The sequence below is a fragment of the Streptomyces jumonjinensis genome (assembly GCF_009600885.1).
GTDB lineage: Bacteria > Actinomycetota > Actinomycetes > Streptomycetales > Streptomycetaceae > Streptomyces > Streptomyces jumonjinensis.
On sequence record NZ_VCLA01000073.1, the window covers coordinates 1 to 14,235 of the forward strand.

Annotated in this window: 13 protein-coding genes and 1 riboswitch; of the genes, 6 read left to right on the forward strand and 7 right to left on the reverse strand. The window is 72.8% G+C overall.

From position 1 onward, the window contains the following. Positions 1-153: 153 nt before the first annotated feature. From FF041_RS09060 to FF041_RS09070, 3 genes are all read right to left on the reverse strand, one after another. Entirely contained in the window at positions 154-843 is a 690-nt protein-coding gene (locus FF041_RS09060; RefSeq protein WP_153521874.1) for an SCO2322 family protein, read from the reverse strand. Continuing rightward, a complete protein-coding gene (locus FF041_RS09065) occupies positions 843-2,084 on the reverse strand; it encodes a prenyltransferase/squalene oxidase repeat-containing protein (RefSeq protein ID WP_153521852.1) in 1,242 nt (413 codons plus the stop codon). Before FF041_RS09065 ends, FF041_RS09060 begins: the two co-directional genes overlap by 1 nt. A gap of 129 nt (positions 2,085-2,213) precedes the next feature. Next, a riboswitch (cobalamin riboswitch) is annotated at positions 2,214-2,295 on the reverse strand. Positions 2,296-2,502: 207 nt separating this feature from the next. Continuing rightward, a complete protein-coding gene (locus tag FF041_RS09070) occupies positions 2,503-3,537 on the reverse strand; it encodes an MBL fold metallo-hydrolase (RefSeq protein WP_153521854.1) in 1,035 nt (344 codons plus the stop codon). A 140-nt stretch (positions 3,538-3,677) separates the two neighbouring features. On the opposite strand from FF041_RS09070, the gene FF041_RS09075 reads away from it, so the two are divergent. Both FF041_RS09075 and FF041_RS09080 read left to right on the forward strand, forming a co-directional pair. Next, entirely contained in the window at positions 3,678-5,147 is a 1,470-nt protein-coding gene (locus FF041_RS09075) for an aldehyde dehydrogenase (protein ID WP_153521856.1), read from the forward strand. After that, the gene (locus FF041_RS09080) at positions 5,147-5,380 is read left to right on the forward strand and encodes a ferredoxin (protein WP_153486855.1); all 234 of its coding nucleotides are present in this window, start codon (positions 5,147-5,149) and stop codon (positions 5,378-5,380) included. The genes FF041_RS09075 and FF041_RS09080 overlap by 1 nt, the downstream gene beginning before the upstream one ends. Positions 5,381-5,578: 198 nt before the next feature. Here FF041_RS09080 and FF041_RS09085 read toward each other — a convergent pair whose 3' ends face one another. Continuing rightward, complete coding sequence (locus FF041_RS09085; RefSeq protein WP_153521858.1) at positions 5,579-6,214, reverse strand: TetR family transcriptional regulator; 636 nt, start codon at positions 6,212-6,214, stop codon at positions 5,579-5,581. A 255-nt stretch (positions 6,215-6,469) separates the two neighbouring features. Between FF041_RS09085 and FF041_RS09090 the strand changes: the two genes are divergently transcribed. From FF041_RS09090 to FF041_RS09100, 3 genes are all read left to right on the forward strand, one after another. Then, positions 6,470-7,813 carry a glycosyltransferase family 4 protein gene (locus tag FF041_RS09090; RefSeq protein ID WP_407698124.1) on the forward strand — a complete coding sequence of 448 codons (1,344 nt, stop codon included), beginning with the start codon at positions 6,470-6,472 and terminating at the stop codon, positions 7,811-7,813. A gap of 136 nt (positions 7,814-7,949) precedes the next feature. Beyond that, on the forward strand, positions 7,950-8,774 hold the full coding sequence (locus tag FF041_RS09095; RefSeq protein WP_323391489.1) for a class I SAM-dependent methyltransferase: 825 nt from the start codon (positions 7,950-7,952) through the stop codon (positions 8,772-8,774). Next, positions 8,771-9,856 (forward strand): glucosidase family protein, encoded by a 1,086-nt coding sequence (locus FF041_RS09100; protein ID WP_323391490.1) that lies wholly within the window; start codon positions 8,771-8,773, stop codon positions 9,854-9,856. The genes FF041_RS09095 and FF041_RS09100 overlap by 4 nt, the downstream gene beginning before the upstream one ends. Before the next feature lie 17 nt (positions 9,857-9,873). On the opposite strand, the gene FF041_RS09105 is transcribed toward FF041_RS09100, so the two are convergent. The 3 genes from FF041_RS09105 to FF041_RS09115 all read right to left on the reverse strand — a co-directional run bounded on the left by FF041_RS09105 (position 9,874) and on the right by FF041_RS09115 (position 12,691). Beyond that, entirely contained in the window at positions 9,874-10,884 is a 1,011-nt protein-coding gene (locus FF041_RS09105; protein WP_153521860.1) for an LLM class F420-dependent oxidoreductase, read from the reverse strand. 180 nt (positions 10,885-11,064) lie between these two features. Then, positions 11,065-11,862, reverse strand: coding sequence for a hypothetical protein (locus FF041_RS09110; protein ID WP_323391491.1), 798 nt, complete (start codon positions 11,860-11,862; stop codon positions 11,065-11,067). 184 nt (positions 11,863-12,046) lie between these two features. Further along, positions 12,047-12,691 carry a class I SAM-dependent methyltransferase gene (locus tag FF041_RS09115; protein ID WP_153521862.1) on the reverse strand — a complete coding sequence of 215 codons (645 nt, stop codon included), beginning with the start codon at positions 12,689-12,691 and terminating at the stop codon, positions 12,047-12,049. Between the two features lie 257 nt (positions 12,692-12,948). Between FF041_RS09115 and FF041_RS09120 the strand changes: the two genes are divergently transcribed. Further along, complete coding sequence (locus tag FF041_RS09120) at positions 12,949-14,145, forward strand: lipid-transfer protein (protein ID WP_323391492.1); 1,197 nt, start codon at positions 12,949-12,951, stop codon at positions 14,143-14,145. Positions 14,146-14,235: the final 90 nt, after the last annotated feature.

Genomic DNA, 14,235 nt, shown 5'->3' on the forward strand with positions numbered 1-14,235 from the left:
CGGCTGGGTGCGCCGTGTTCTCGTGCTGTGCGGGCGCGGACGCCGGGGTGTTCCCTGTGGCCGGACGCGCCGAGGTCCCGCCGTGCGTGCGATCGGCTGCCGGGGACGGCTTCCGGCGCGGCGGGAAGGGGGCACCCATCGCGCCCATCGTGCTCATCGGCGCCGGCGGCGCGACTGCCACAGGGCCGCCCCCGCGAGCGCGGCGACCGCCGCCCCTCCCGCGATCGCGCCCAGCGACGGGCCCTTCCCGGGCTCGTCCTCCGCGCGCGGCTCGGCCGCGCCCGAGGCCGACGAGACCTGTTCGCCGCAGCCCGACGCCGGATACCCCGATATCGCGCAGAGCAGCGCCTGGCCGTTGTACCGCAGCGGCTTCGCCACCGTGGCCAGCGCGTCCGCCGCCGTCGCCGCGGACGGCACCCGCGCGCAGGCCGTCCGGGCCTTCGGCGGCTTCTCCCCGGCCGGGGCGTCGGTTCGGCTGCCCGGGTCGATGACCAGGGCGATCCGCTTCTCGCCGGGCTTCGCGGGCGTCGTGCCGCACACCGCGGTGAAGTCCGGCGCCCGGCGCGGCCGTGCCGAGTCCGCGCTGTCCTCGCTCACCGAGAAGCGGAAGCCCTGCACCGAGCCGTCCTCCGGGCGGGCCGTCGCCGGGCCCTCCGTCGCGTACACCCAGCGGGTGCCGTCGCCCTGCCAGAACGACCAGTAGCGGTAGCCCGCGGCCTGCGCCGGGGCCGCGCCGAGCAGCGTCAGCAGCACGGCCCCCAGCGCGACGGCGAGCGCGAGCAGCGGGGTGCGGGCAGGGGTGCGCGTCACGGCGGCGAGCGGGGAGCGGTTCGGGGTGCGCATCACGACCGCGACTTGCGACGGCCGCTGAAGAGGAAGCCCACTCCGGCGCTCGCCGCGAAGAACGCCCCGAGATACCACCACTTGTCCGAGCTGGAGTCCGACTCCGACTCCGACTTCTTCTCCTGCCCGGCGGACGCCTTCGCCGGCTCGGGGCCGGTCGCGTTGAGCTTCGCCACCAGATCGTCGCCCCCGAAGTCCCTCGGGTCGGCGCCCGCCGCGTGCGCGGCGAGTATCAGCTGTGCGTACGCCGCCGGTCCCGACTCCTTCGCCCAGGCGGCGGAGTTCGACTCCAGCCACTTCAGCGGCTCCTTCGCCTGCTCGCCCATGCCCTGCGCGGAGAGCGCAACCACGGCGTCGGCGGTGTTGCCGGGGTCCGGCTTGGCGGCGGGGTCCTCGGCGCCCGGCATCGGCGCGGTCATCAGATGCCCGGTCTTCTTGAGCGCGGTCGCCAGATAGGCCGCGCCGTTGTGTGCCGCGCCCTCGATGGTCTTCGCGGTCGCGCAGTCGGCGTCCTCAGCGTCCATTGCGTCCTTCGGGCCCGCCTTCACCACGAGGCCCTGACCGTGGGCGGCGACCACGGCCGCCGCCGTGGAGTCGGCCACGATCCCGGGCTGCTTCGGCTGGAAGACGAAGGCGCCGCCGTCCTTGCCGCCGCACGGCTTGGCGAACGTCAGCAGCGCGTCGTACGGCGACTTCCCGTCGTCCGATGTCGCCTCGGCCGGCTTCTCGCCCGCCGCCGCCAGCGCGCCGATCACGATGGACGTGGAGTTGGCGTCGCTGGCCCCGCCGGGGTTGTAGCCCCAGCCGCCGTCCGCGTTCTGCGTGGACTTCAGCCAGCGCACGGCCTTCTCGACGGCCGCGTCCCGCCCGCCGAGCGCGGCGAGCGCCTGCACCGCAGCCGCCGTGGCGTTGGAGTCCAGCGGCAGCTTCGGGTCGCACTTCGCGCCCTCGTCCGTACGGTACGAGGGGAACGCGCCGTTCTCGCACTGCTGTCCGGCGAGCCACCCCACGGCCTTCGCGGCGGGCTGCACCCCGGCCGTGTCCTGCGCGAGCAGCGCGAGGGACTGCCGCCAGACTCCGTCGTACGTCGGGTCGCCGGCGCCGTACAGACCGGCCGGGAGCACGGCGGACGGGCTGGGCGTGGTCGCGGCGAGCGCGGCGGGCGCGACGGCCATGACGACGGTCGTGCCGAGGACGGCGGATACGGCGAGCGCGGCGACGCTGCGGCGGACGGTGGTCATGAGTGGGCGGGCCTCCTGTGGAAGCCGGGCACGGGCGCAGTGGGGCACCAGGGCTCAGGCTCCGTATTCCTCGACGGTGCCGGTCACCGGCGGGCCGCCGGTGGCACGAGCCGTTCACGATCGCGTACGGGGCATTCCGACTCGCCGCCGCCGATGGACCGGCGGACGGCTCACGGCTGCGGGTCAGTGCCGGATTCGCACCGGCTTCCCCCCGTACGGGCGTGATGACGACCTGCCTACTCTACCGGCCGTACGGCCGGTACCCGGGGGCGATCTCTCCCCGGGCGGCCGGGCGGGGCTCCGCTCGGCGTTCGCGGCCGTGACGGGGTCGCCCGCCCCTGCTGATGGCTGATGGCTGACGGCGGCGACCAGCCTCCCCGGCCCGCCGCCGGCCGGGAGGGGCCTTGGGCCCCGGGGCTCATACCGCCGCGTACCGCGTCGGTGATCCCGGCAGCGTCCGCGCCCGCCCCGTCGTCACCAGCCTCCGCAGATGGGCCTCCGCCTCCGACACCGCGATATTCCGCGAGCTGCGCGGAATCAGCGCCCACGGCCGGTTCCACTCCATCCGCTCCGCGATCCCCCACGGCGTCATCGGCTCCGCCAGCAGCGCCAGCACCTCGGCGAGCCGCCGGCGGTGGTGGTCGAGCAGCTCCCGCGCCCGCTTCGCCGCACCGGTGAAGGGGTGCTGGTGCGCGGGCAGCACCTCGGAGACCGACAGCCCGCCGACGCGTTCCAGCGAGCCGAGGTAGTCGCCGAGCGGATCGGCCGGGACGGGGTCGTCCGGGTCCTCGTACAGCCCGATGTGCGGGCTTATCCCGGGCAGCAGATGGTCTCCGGAGAAGAGCCGGCCCCGGCCCGGCAGCAGCGCGGGATGCTCCTCTTCCAGATGGAGGCAGACATGGCCCGGGGTGTGCCCCGGGGTCCAGATCGCGCGCAGCCGCCGCCCGGGGAGGTCGAGCAGCTCCCCGGGGGCTATCTCACGGTCGGGCAGCGCCGCCCGCAGCCCGGGGATCACCCGCTCGACATCGGCGGTCAGGGCGTCCCGCAGCGGGGCGGTGTGCTCCTCGGGCGCTCCGGAGCGGGTGAGCTGCTCGGTGAGGAAGCCGAGCCAGTGCGAGGACTCGACCGTCCGGGTGCGGCGTACGAGCTCGATGTCCGCGGGATGCATCGCGATCCACGCGCCGGAGGCTTCCCGTACCCGCCCGGAGAGTCCATGGTGGTCGGGGTGGTAATGGGTGATGACCACGCCGTGGACGTCCGCGACCGGGACGCCGAGGGAGGCCAGGCCGGCGGTGAGGGCCTCCCAGGAGGCCGGGTCGTCCCAGCCCGTGTCGATGAGGACCGGGCCGCGGGCGGTGTCGAGGAGGTGGACCAGGGTATGGCCGAGCGGATTCGCGGGGATGGGGACCTTGATGGACCAGACGCCCCCGCCGTGATCGGTCACCTGCGTCATGAGCCCGCCTCTCCCGGCCGTCTCCCCGCCGCCCCGGCGGAAGTACGCGCTATGGCAACAGCATTGCCCACTATAACTAGAACTGGTATCAGTTCTGAAACAGTGTCAGAAATGGCCCTGGGCGGCAGGAGGCAGCAGTCATGACCGAGCTTGTCGAACACCGAGAACTCTTTATCGGCGGGGAGTTGACCGACCCGCTCGGCACCGGGACCATCGAGGTCGTCTCGCCCCACACCGAGCAGGTCATCGGCCGGGTCCCGCACGCCTCCCGGGCCGATGTGGACCGCGCCGTCGCCGTCGCCCGCAGGGCCTTCGACGAGGGGCCCTGGCCGCGTATGCCGCTGGCGGAGCGGATAGCCGTGATCAGCGGGATCAAGGACGCCATCGCCGTACGGCACGAGGAGATAGCCCGCTCGATCAGCTCGCAGAACGGCTCCCCGTACTCCTGGAGCGTATTGGGCCAGGCGCTCGGCGCGATGATGGTCTGGGACACCTACATCGGGATCGCGCGCGACTTCACCTACGAGGAGCACCGCGCCGGAGCCATCGGCCCCATCCTGGTGCGGCGGGAGCCGGTCGGCGTCGTCGCGGCCGTCATGCCGTGGAACGTGCCGCAGTTCACCGCGGCGTCCAAGCTCGCCCCCGCGCTGCTCGCCGGGTGCACGGCGATCCTCAAACCGTCGCCCGAGGCGCCGCTCGACTCCTACATCCTCGCCGAGATGGCGCAGGAGGCTGGGCTGCCGGAGGGGGTGCTCTCCATCCTTCCGGCCGACCGCGAGGTCAGCGAGTATCTCGTCGGGCACCCCGGAGTCGACAAGGTCTCCTTCACCGGCTCGGTCCCGGCGGGCAGACGGGTGATGGAGGTCGCCTCCCGCAATCTCACCCGCGTCACCCTGGAGCTGGGCGGCAAGTCGGCCGCCGTGATCCTGCCCGACGCGGACCTGGAGTCGTCGCTGGCCGGGATCGTGCCCGTGGCCTGGATGAACAACGGGCAGGCGTGTGTGGCGCAGACCCGGGTGCTGGCGCCGCGGAGCCGTTACGACGAGATCGCCGAGGCGCTGACGGCCGCCGCCGCGGCCCTGACGGTCGGCGATCCGCTGGACCCGGCCACCCAGGTCGGCCCGCTGGTCACCAGCCGCCAGCGGCAGCGCTCCCTCGACTACATCGCCATCGGCCAGGAGGAGGGCGCGAAGATCCTCACTGGCGGTGGGCGCCCGGCCGGTCTGGACCGGGGCTGGTACGTCGAGCCGACGCTCTTCGGCGACGTAGACAGCGGGATGCGCATCGCGCGCGAGGAGATCTTCGGGCCGGTGATCTGTCTGCTGCCGTACGGGGACGAGGACGAGGCGGCGAAGATCGCCAACGACTCGGAGTACGGGCTCAGCGGCAGTGTGTGGACGGCCGATGTGGAGCGCGGGATCGATTTCGCGCGGCGGATCAGAACCGGTACATACAACATCAACACCTTCAGTCTGGACATGCTTGGCCCGTTCGGCGGATACAAGAACTCCGGACTGGGGCGGGAAATGGGGCCCGAGGGCTACGGTGAATGCCTCGAACACAAAACGATCCATCTGCCCGCGGGATACGGAGACAACGGAGACAACTGATGGGTGATCGCTGGCACGTCGAGGTCGACCGGGAAATCTGCATCGGCTCCGGGATGTGCGTCGGCGTCGCGCCGGACGGCTTCGCGCTGGACTCGGCTCGGCAGTCGCATCCCAAGGAAGGGGAGACGGACGCGAGCGAGACGGTGCTCGAAGCGGCGGAGACCTGCCCGGTGGAGGCTATCGTCATCACGCTGGCGGGGAGCGGGAAGGCGGTCTTCCCGCCGGGGGGCTGAGCCTGTCCGGCCTGCCGTCCGGCCGGGCCCGGGGTTCCGCTCGCCCCGGGGCCGGCTCGCGGACTCGCGGCGCGGAGAGGCGACCGGGTCGCCGTCGATGAGGCCCAGGCGGCATGGGATCGGCGTCGGCCGCCCCGGGTATCACCGGGTCGGTGCCGATCCGCCCCGGGGCGGGCGGGCCGGTTCAGCGCCGCCCGCTCACCCCCGCCCCTGCCCTGCCCCCGCCCCCGTCTGCGTCATGTCGATCAGCCGGCACACCGTCTCGATATCGATCTTCACCTGGGCGATCGAGGCCCGCCCCGACAGCCAGGTGATCAGCGCCGAATGCCAGGTGTGCTCGATCACCCGCACCGCCGACAGCTGCTCGGCCGTGGGATGTTCGAGCCCCATCGCGTCCAGGATGATCGCCGTCGTCTGCCGGGAGACCGTGTCCACCTCCGGGCTCACACTGCGGTCCGCGAACGTCAGCGCCCGCACCATCGCATCCGCGAGATGCGGCTCCCGCTGAAGCGCCCGGAACGCCCGCATCAGCGTCTCGGCCACCCGCTCGGCCGCGCTCTCCCCGCCCGGCGGGCGCTTGCGCAAGGTGGTGTGCAGATGCTGGAGCTGGTCCTGCATGGTGGCGACCAGCAGATGGATCTTGGAGGGGAAATACCGGTACAGGGTCCCGAGCGCGACACCGGAGTCCTCCGCCACCTCGCGCATCTGCACCGCGTCGAAGCCGCCCCGGCTCGCCAGCTGCGCACTGGCGTGCAGAATGCGACGGCGGCGCGCTTCCTGGCGCTCTGTCAGCGGCAGCGAGGCGGGCCCCCGCGACTTGGCTTCGGCTGTCATATGTCCCGTTCCATCACGAGGCGGATCATCCCGTTCCGTGTGAGTCCTGAGCGGCTACCGGGTGAGTATCGGACAGCGAACGGCCGCATGGCGTCACAGCGCGCCCTCCGTGGTGCGAATCACCTGTTCCGGCCCTTACGGGGGCGCTACCTGCCGGTAGATTCGAAGCTCGTTGAGCGATCAAGTCTGAAACTTGTTCTAGATTAGCGCGAGCGGTTACGCTCCGCCGAAACGCAGTTGAGAAGGGGGCCGTGAGTGACCGCTGAGGCCATCGAAACCGGCCCTCAAGCGCGCCCCGGCCGTGCCGGGAGCCCGCGCCCCGGTCCGTCCTCCGGTGACGCCCTGTCCTCCGGCGACGCCCCGCTCCGTATCGCGCTCCTCACCTACAAGGGCAACCCCTTCTGCGGCGGCCAGGGCGTCTACGTCCGCCATCTCTCCCGCGAACTCGCCCGCCTCGGGCACCGCGTCGAGGTGATCGGATCCCAGCCCTACCCCGTGCTCGACGAGGGCGTTCCCCTCACCGAACTGGCCAGCCTCGACCTCTACCGTCAGCCGGACCCGTTCCGCACCCCCGGGCGCGGCGAGTACCGCGACTGGATCGACGCGCTCGAAGTCGCCACGATGTGGACCGGCGGCTTTCCCGAGCCGCTCACCTTCTCCCTGCGCGCCCGCCGCCATCTGGCCGCCCGGCGCGGAGAGTTCGACGTCGTCCACGACAACCAGACCCTCGGCTACGGCCTGCTGGGCGGTCTCGGCGCGCCCCTGGTCACCACCGTCCACCACCCCATCACCGTCGACCGCCAGCTGGATCTCGACGCCGCCGACAGCTGGCAGCGCCGCGCCTCGGTACGCCGCTGGTACGGCTTCACCCGGATGCAGGGGCGCGTCGCCCGGCGGCTGCCGTCCGTGCTCACCGTCTCCGGCTCCTCCCAGCGGGAGATCGTGCGGCATCTGGGCGTCCGGCCCGACCGCGTCCATGTGGTGCACATCGGCGCCGACACCGACCTCTTCTCGCCGGACCCCGCCGTCCCCGAGACGCCCGGCCGGATCATCACCACCTCCAGCGCCGATGTGCCGCTGAAGGGGCTCGTCCATCTGGTGGAGGCGCTGGCCAAACTCCGCGCCGAGCATCCGGCCGCCCATCTCGTGGTCGTCGGCAAACGCGCCGAGGACGGCCCGGTCGCCCGGCTCATCGAGCGGTACGGACTCCAGGACGCCGTGGAATTCGTCAAGGGCGTCTCGGACGCCGAACTGGCCGATCTGGTGCGCGGCGCGCAGATCGCCTGTGTGCCCTCGCTGTACGAGGGGTTCTCGCTCCCCGCCGCCGAGGCCATGGCCACCGGCACCCCGCTGGTCGCCACCACGGGCGGAGCGATCCCGGAGGTGGCAGGGCCCGACGGCGAGAGCTGTCTCGCGGTCCCGCCGGGAGACGCGGACGCGCTCGCCTCGGCGCTCGGCCGGCTGCTCGGCGACGCCGAACTGCGGGCCCGGCTCGGCGCGGCGGGCCGGCGGCGCGTCCTGGAGCGGTTCACCTGGGCGAAGGCGGCGCAGGGGACGGTGGAGCTCTACCGCGCGGCCATCTCCAGGGCGGCCCGTTGACCCTCCCGACCGCCCCGTACGCCTTCTCCCCGTACGCCTTCTTCCCGTATTCCGCCGCCCCCGCCGCCGGTCACCCCGGCCGGGCCGGGGCGGCGACCCACCATCGAAGAGCCCTCGACTGCGAAAGCGGGAACCCGTGCTGACCGTCGACTTCTCCCGTTTCCCGCTCGCCGCGGGAGACCGTGTCCTCGATCTCGGCTGCGGCGCGGGCCGGCACGCCTTCGAGTGCTACCGGCGCGGCGCGCGGGTCGTGGCCCTCGACCGCGACGCCGAGGAGATACGCGAGGTCGCGAAGTGGTTCGCGGCCATGAAGGAGGCGAAGGAGGCCCCCGAGGGCGCGAGCGCCCTCGCCATGCGGGGCGACGCCCTTCATCTGCCCTTCCCCGACGAGTCCTTCGACGTGGTGATCATCTCCGAGGTGATGGAGCACATCCACGACGACAAGGGCGTACTCGCCGAGATGGTGCGGGTGCTCAAGCCCGGCGGACGGATCGCCGTCACCGTGCCGCGCTACGGCCCGGAGAAGATCTGCTGGACGCTCAGCGACGCCTACCACGAGGTGGAGGGCGGCCATATACGGATCTACAAGGCCGATGAGCTGCTCGCCAGGATCGCGGAGGCCGGGCTCACGCCCTACGGCACCCACCACGCCCATGCGCTGCACAGCCCCTACTGGTGGCTCAAGTGCGCCTTCGGCGTGGACAACGACCAGGTCCTGCCGGTCAAGGCGTACCACCAGCTGCTCGTCTGGGACATCATGAAGAAACCGCTGGCCACCCGGCTCGCCGAGCGGGCGCTCAATCCGCTGATCGGCAAGAGCTTCGTGGTGTACGCGACCAAGCCCCAGCCGTCGTCCCGCGCGACCGGGGCCACGACCGCGCTCATCGAGTCCGAGTCCGAGGCCACGACCGAGACCACGACCAAGGCCGAGGCCGAGACCACGACTGGGGCGCGGGCGTGACCACACCCCGCACCGAGCATCTGGTGCTGCCCGGGGTGCTCACGGCCGAGCAGGCCGCCGAGACCGTCGCGGGCATCCGCGCCGTCCAGCGCGAGGACGGCGCGATCCCCTGGTTCCGGGGCCACCACCTCGACCCGTGGGACCACACCGAGGCCGCCATGGCGCTGGACGCGGCGGGCGAGCACCAGGCCGCGGCCCAGGCGTACGCCTGGCTCGCCCGGCACCAGAACGAGGACGGCTCCTGGTACGCCGCCTACCACGACGGCGACTTCCGCCGCCCCACCGACCTCAGCCGCGAGTCCAACTTCTGCGCCTATGTCGCGGTCGGCGTCTGGCATCACTATCTGGCCACCGGCGATGACGCGTTCCTGGACCGGATGTGGCCCGTGGTGTTCGCCGCGATCGAGTTCGCGCTCCGGCTCCAGCAGCCCGGCGGGCAGATCGGCTGGAAGCGCGAAGCCGACGGAACCCCGGTCGCCGACGCCCTGCTGACCGGCAGCTCCTCCGTCCACCACGCGCTGCGCTGCGCGCTGGCCATCGCCGCGGAGCGCGAGGAGCCGCAGCCGGACTGGGAGCTGGCGGCGGGCGCGCTGGCCCATGCGATCCACCGCCACCCGGAGCGCTTTCTGGACAAGGACCGCTACTCCATGGACTGGTACTACCCGGTCCTCGGCGGCGCGATCACCGGCGCCGCGGCCACCGCCCGTATCGAGCGGCGGTGGGAGGAGTTCGTGGTGCCCGGCCTCGGGGTGCGCTGTGTGCTGCCCAACCCCTGGGTGACCGGCGGCGAGAGCTGCGAACTGGCGCTCACGCTCTGGGCGATGGGGGAGTCCGACCGGGCATTGGAGATCCTCCAGTCCATCGCGCATCTGCGCGCGCCGGGCGGGATGTACTGGACGGGCTATGTCTTCGAGGCCGTGGGGGACAGCCGCCGGGCGGTCTGGCCGGAGGAGCAGACCACATGGACGGCCGGTTCGCTGCTGCTCGCGGTGGCCGCGCTCGGCGGGGACGAGGCGACCACCGCCGTCTTCGGCGGGGACCGGCTGCCCCAGGGGCTGCCTCCGGAGTGCTGCACCCGCTGAGTCCGGCGGGGCGGGCGCTACAGGACGAGTTCGGCCAGGGTCCGCAGCGTCACCGGGTCCGGCGCGGTCAGCAGGAGGTCGGTGACCGGCCCCGACCGCCACAGCTCCAGCCGTTCGGCGATCCGCTCCCGGGGGCCGATCAGGGAGATCTCATCGGCGAAGGCGTCGGGCACGGCGAGCACGGCCTCGTCCCGCCGCCCCTCGGCGAAGAGCCGCTGGATGCGCCGGGCCGCCGGCTCGTATCCCATCCGGGCCATCAGATCGGCGTGGAAGTTCCTGGTGCTGTGCCCCATGCCGCCGATGTAGAAGCCGAGCATCGCCTTGACGGGCAGCAGCCCCTCGGCGATGTCGTCGCAGACCTGGGCCCGGGCCATCGGCGCGATCATGAAACCGTCGCGGAGCGCGGTGAGCGACTCCCGGTACGCGTCGGTCCGCAGCGGGGACCAGTACAGCGGCAGCCAGCCGTCCGCGATCCGGGTCGTCTGGGCGACGTTCCTCGGCCCCTCCGCGCCGAGCAGCAGCGGAAGGTCCGGGCGCAGCGGGTGGGTGATGGGCTTGAGCGGTCTGCCGAGGCCGCTCGCGCCCTCGCCCCGGTAGGGGTGGGCGTGGAATCTGCCGTCGAGCTCGACGGGCCCCTCCCGCCGGAGCACCTGGCGGATCACCTCGACGTACTCACGGGTCGCGGTGAGCGGGCTGTCGGGAAAGGGGCGGCCGTACCAGCCCTCCACCACCTGAGGGCCGGAGAGCCCGAGGCCCAGCATCATCCGGCCGCCGGAGAGATGGTCCAGGGTGAGGGCGTGCATCGCGGTCGCGGTGGGGGTGCGGGCGGCCATCTGCGCGACGGCCGTGCCCAGTCCGATACGGGAGGTGTGCGCGGCGATCCAGGTCAGCGGGGTGAAGGCGTCGGAGCCCCAGGCTTCGGCGGTCCACACCGAGTGATAGCCGAGTCGCTCGGCCTCCTGGATCAGATCGAGCTGCCCCGGGGCGGGGCCGCGGCCCCAGTAGCCGAGGGCGAGTCCCAGTCGCATTCCGCAGAACCTCCGCTGCCGGGGCCATGTCTCTGACGGTCCATCAGATTATGTCGCGGGCAGAGGAACGGCAACGGCGCGAGCGGCACCGGGGAGGTCGCATCGCTCGGAGCGGACGTCCATGACGAAGGCCCCCGCCCAAGACCACGGACGGGGGCCTTTCTCCTGGCCGAGGGGAGGTCAGCCGCGCTGGATGCCCGAGGTGTCCTGGAGCACTCCACGGCGTCCGTCCTGCGTCTGCGCGATCAGACCGGAGCCGCGCTGCTCGACGGCGAGATACCAGGTCCCCGGCGCGAGCTCGGCGATCGGAGTGGGGGAGCCGTCCTCGGCGTAGAGCGGCCGGGCCACCGGCACCGCGAACCAGAACGGGGCGAAGTCCGCGGCCCCGCCCTGCTGCGGCGCGGCGGCGGGCTGGCCGCCGTACGAGGGCTGGGGCTGTCCCGGCTGACCGCCGTAGGGCTGCTGCTGGGCGCCCGGGTAGCCGTAGCCGCCCTGCGGCTGGCCACCGTACGGGGTCGGGGCCGCCGGGCGTGCCGCGCTGATCAGCGGGGCCTTCAGGGCGCCGATGAGCTGGGCGCCGACCGCGCCCGCCGCCAGCAGCAGCGCGGCGATGAAGCCGAGGATCAGACCGGTGCCCGCGTCGGGGCTGATCTCGCCGTTGAACGAGCCGGCCGGGTCGAAGAGGGCGCCGAGCGCGGTCCACGCGCTGAACACGGCCAGGGCGATGCCGAAGTGGCCGAGCTCGACGCCGGCGAACTTCGGCGGCCGGGGCAGCAGCCGGGCGAGGACGATCAGCGCCGCGCTGATGATGCCCGCCAGATAGACCCCCAGCAGCAGGGCGCCGTTGTCCCAGGCGTTCGGCAGTTCCCCGCAGAGCGCGCCGGAGCAGTCGATCGTATCCAGGAACGAGGCGATGAACAGCAGTACCGCTGCTCCGATCACCACGCCATCACCACGAGTGAGGGAACGGATGTTCACGTAAGAAGTCCTTCGTCGGTCGTCTCATCGGGGCGGTCGTCACTGCCGCCGGAGGCGGTGTGCGCGGGTACGGAGCCGGGGGCAGCTCCCCAGCGTAGGAAGGAATCTATCGTCTGAGCGATCCCGTCGTCTGCTGGGCGGGGGGGGGAGACCCCTCCGGCCGGGGCGGGGGACGCCCGGCCGCTCAGATCCCCGGGCCGGTGCGCCGCAGCACCCGCAGCGAGCCGGTGGCCGAGACCTCGTCGAACGCCCCGGACGCCAGTGCGCGCCGATATATCCGGTACGGGGCCCGGCCGCCGTCCGCCGGGTCGGGGAACACGTCGTGGATCACCAGCAGCCCGCCTTCGGCCAGCTTCGGTCCCCACCCCTCGTAGTCGCCGGAGGCGTGCTCGTCGGTGTGCCCGCCGTCGATGAAGACGAGCCCGAGCGGGGCGGCCCAGACCCGGGCGACCTGCGGGGAGCGCCCGACGACCGCGATCACATGGTCCTCCAGACCCGCGTGGTACAGGGTGCGCCGGAAGGCCGGCAGGGTGTCCATCCGCCCGGTCTCCGGGTCCACCACCGCCGGATCGTGGTACTCCCACCCCTCCTGCTGCTCCTCGCTGCCCCGGTGGTGGTCGACGGTGACGGCGGTGATCCCGGCGGCCCGCGCCGCGTCCGCGAGCAGCAGGGTCGACCGCCCGCAGTACGTCCCCACCTCCAGCAGCGGCAGCCCGAGCGCCGCCGCGTCCCGCGCGGCGGCGTACAGGGCGAGCCCCTCGTGCCGGGGCATGAACCCCTTGGCGCTCTCGAAGGCGGCGACGGTCTCCGGCGCGGGGGCGGCTGTCATGGCGTGGGGTTCCTCCTGGTCGACGGCGTGGGCCCGGGGTCCGCGGGCCGCCGTCCATGCTGCCGTACGCCCCGGCGCGTCCGCCCGGCGGCGTCCGCCCGTAACAGGGATACAGTTTCTGACCTACCGTCAGATTGAAACGTGTTCTAGTCTGCCGTCCGGAGGGATCGCGGGCACGCCCCGAGCGCCGTCCGCACCCGTCTCGCCGCCGTCGCCGAGCACGCGCTCGGCCCGCCCCGGGACCGAAGGAGCACACCGTGAGCACCAGGAGCTATATCGCCGGCGTCGGCATGACCCGGTTCGAGAAGCCGGAGTCCCGCGACTGGCAGTACTGGGACATGGCCCGGGAGGCGGGCTCCCAGGCCCTGGCCGACGCCGGGGTCTCGTACCAGGACGTGCGGCAGGTCCCGGTCGGCTACTGCTTCCAGTCGTCTGCCGCCGGACAGCGCGCCGTCTACGGCCTCGGGCTGACCGGGGTCCCCGTCTACAACGTCAACAACAACTGTGCCACCGGCGCCACCGCGCTGATGATGGCACGCCAGTTCGTCGAGGGCGGCCTCAGTGACTGCGTACTCGCCCTCGGCTTCGAGAAGATGCGGAAAGGGGCGCTCGGCGGCGGCGCGGACGGAGGCGACTTCGCCCTGTCGCCGGTCGCCCGGCACTACGGGGTGATGGCGGCGGCCCACGGCTTCGAGAAGTCCCCGCCCACCGCGCAGCTCTTCGGCAACGCGGCCCGGGAGCACATGGAGCGCCACGGCACCACCGAGGCGCAGCTCGCGGCGGTCGCCGCCAAGAACCACCGGCACTCGGCCCGGAACCCGCGCGCCCAGTTCCAGGATGTGTACACCACCGATGAGATTCTCGACGCCAGGACCGTGCACCGGCCGCTGACCAAGCTCCAGTGCTCGCCCACCTCCGACGGCGCGGCGGCCGTCGTCGTCGTGTCCGAACGGTTCGCCGCCGAGCGCGGGCTCCGCGAGCGTGCGGTGGAGATCGCCGGACAGGCCATGACGACCGACACCGCCGACTCCTTCGCCTCCGGGTCCTGCATCGACGTGGTGGGCCGGCCGATGTCCCGCGCCGCCGCCCGGCAGGCGTACGACGCCTCCGGGCTCGGAATCGAGGACGTCGACGTGATCGAGCTGCACGACTGCTTCTCCATCAATGAGCTGCTCACCTATGAGGCCCTCGGCATGTGCGCGGACGGCGAGTCCGGGGAGCTGGTGGAGAGCGGGGCGACGACCTACGGCGGGCGGTGGGTGGTCAACCCGTCCGGGGGCCTGATCTCCAAGGGCCATCCGCTGGGCGCGACCGGGCTCGCCCAGGTGGCCGAACTGGTCTGGCAGCTGCGCGGCGAGGCGGGGGAGCGCCAGGTGACGGGGGCAAGGGTAGGGCTCGCGCACAACATCGGCCTGGGCGGGGCGGCGGTGGTTACCTTGCTGCGCAAGGACTGAGCCGAGCCACTCCCGTATCGACCTCAAGTCTCCTGGGAGGGGGCCACCCTGCCCGGCGTCGGGCCCTCGTCGGGGGCCAGCCCCCGAACC

Bases quoted from the DNA above. Each gene is read 5' to 3' on its own strand.
- FF041_RS09060 (WP_153521874.1), bottom strand. From the start codon at position 843: ATGCGCACCCCGAACCGCTCCCCGCTCGCCGCCGTGACGCGCACCCCT.
- FF041_RS09065 (WP_153521852.1), bottom strand. From the start codon at position 2,084: ATGACCACCGTCCGCCGCAGCGTCGCCGCGCTCGCCGTATCCGCCGTC.
- FF041_RS09070 (WP_153521854.1), bottom strand. From the start codon at position 3,537: ATGACGCAGGTGACCGATCACGGCGGGGGCGTCTGGTCCATCAAGGTC.
- FF041_RS09075 (WP_153521856.1), top strand. From the start codon at position 3,678: ATGACCGAGCTTGTCGAACACCGAGAACTCTTTATCGGCGGGGAGTTG.
- FF041_RS09080 (WP_153486855.1), top strand. From the start codon at position 5,147: ATGGGTGATCGCTGGCACGTCGAGGTCGACCGGGAAATCTGCATCGGC.
- FF041_RS09085 (WP_153521858.1), bottom strand. From the start codon at position 6,214: ATGACAGCCGAAGCCAAGTCGCGGGGGCCCGCCTCGCTGCCGCTGACA.
- FF041_RS09105 (WP_153521860.1), bottom strand. From the start codon at position 10,884: ATGCGACTGGGACTCGCCCTCGGCTACTGGGGCCGCGGCCCCGCCCCG.
- FF041_RS09115 (WP_153521862.1), bottom strand. From the start codon at position 12,691: ATGACAGCCGCCCCCGCGCCGGAGACCGTCGCCGCCTTCGAGAGCGCC.